A 1828-nucleotide genomic window follows, 5' to 3' on the forward strand; every position below is an offset into this window, starting at 1 on the left:
CGCCGGGGAGAGCCCACGTGCCGCCTCGGTGCACCCAGGCTGCGCGCAGCTGCATGAGGACCAGACCGTCTCGCGCCAGCAGCAGCCCAGCAGCACCGCGGGGACCCCAGTGCGAGTGGCCGTTCGCGCACACCGCCCACTGCATCACCACCTCATCGTGCCACGGGGCTGGAGGGCACGCTCGCTCACGGGGTGATGTCGTGCTCGCGGTGCCGGGTAGCTCCCGCGCAGGATCCGAGCGCGGTTTGGCTGTTCGACGGGTCTCCCATACCGTGACCGGGGTCACACTGTTCAAGCTCCATCGTCCACAATCCATCTCGGGGGGAATCTCTTCATGCGCTTACGCACGCTCTATGCGATGTCGGCCGCTTCCGCGCTGACCGCAGCGACCATCGTCTCCACCACCACCTCATCGTCCTCGGCCGAAGATCCGCCGCCCGAGTCCTCCGCCGAGGTCCAGGCCCCGGCCGGCTCGTTCACCCTGACAGGTCAGAAGGCAGCCGACTTCGTTCTCCCACAGCACATGAAGCAGCTGCACGTCCTCGATCTGCCCGACGGAAGCACCTCGACCCGCTACCAGCAGAAGGTCCGCAACGCGACCGTGTTCGGCGGTCAGATCACGGTCATCCAGGCCGCCGACGGCACCAACACGGCAGTGATCGGCGCCCACTTCCCCGAGCTCCAGCCGAGCAACGCGCCGAAGCTCTCCCAGGGCCAGGCCAAGAACGAAGCCGTGAAGGAGATCGGGAGGGGCGGCGACTTCCGCACCGAGCTGCGGATCGACCCCCGTACTGACCGCTTCTTCTACGAGGTCGAGAGCATCCGCGACACCAGCCGCCCGATCCGATGGATCGACGCTGCCACCGGCGAGACGGTGAAGGCGTTCGACGCTCTGGCGGAGGGAGAGGGCACCGGGGTGAAGGGCGACGAGAAGTCATTCAGCACCACCAAGAACTCGTCCGGCGACTACCAGCTGCGCTCGCAGGACGAGCGCCAGCTCACCTACGACGCGATGAACACCGGCCGGGGCGTCCCGTTCCGGGTCAAGGTGATGACGGACTCCGACGACGTGTGGGACCTGCCCGGCAGCACGAGCCCCGGGCAGGCAGCCGGCGTCGACGCGCACTACTACGCCAACGTCGTCGACGACTTCTACGCCGAGACCTTCGGCCGCGACAGCATCGACGACCAGGGCATGCAGATCGTTTCCGTGATCCACTACGGACAGGGCTACTGCAACGCCTTCTGGAACGGCGCCTACATGACCTACGGCGACGGCAACGGCACCACCTGCAAGTCGCTGTCGGGCGGCCTGGACGTGGATGGCCACGAGCTCACCCACGGGGTCACCGACTTCACCTCCAACCTCATCTATGAGAACGCCTCCGGCGCGCTCAACGAGGCCTTCAGCGACATGATGGCCAACACCATCGAGTTCTACGCCGACAACAACGGACTGGACCCGAGTGTGGAGCCGGACTGGTTCATCGGCGAGGACGTCATCAACACACCAGGTGACCTCACCCCCGGGTTCCGCAACATGGCAGACCCGATGCAGGACGGCGATCCGAGCCACCTCTCCCAGGCCTACACCGGTGAGGCCGACAACGGTGGGGTGCACACCAACAGCGGGATCCCCAACCACGCCTACTACCTGACGGTCGAGGGTGGCCGCAACGCCAGCTGTGAGGCGAACGAGTACCACGACGTGCTGCTGACCGGAAAGGCCTTGAAGGATTGCGACACGGTTGTCAACGGCCTCGGTGTGGACAAGGCGGCTCAGGTCTACTACGCAGGCTTCACCAGCCTTCCGGAGTACGCCAACTAC

Annotated in this window: 1 protein-coding gene; it reads left to right on the forward strand. The window is 66.0% G+C overall.

Annotated elements, in window-relative coordinates; all coding sequences use genetic code 11:
* Positions 1–334: 334 nt before the first annotated feature.
* A partial coding sequence (locus tag WB508_RS06050) for a M4 family metallopeptidase (RefSeq protein ID WP_423843982.1) occupies positions 335–1828 on the forward strand: 1494 nt, incomplete at its 3' end.

The organism is Aeromicrobium sp. (assembly GCF_049586495.1).
GTDB lineage: Bacteria > Actinomycetota > Actinomycetes > Propionibacteriales > Nocardioidaceae > Aeromicrobium.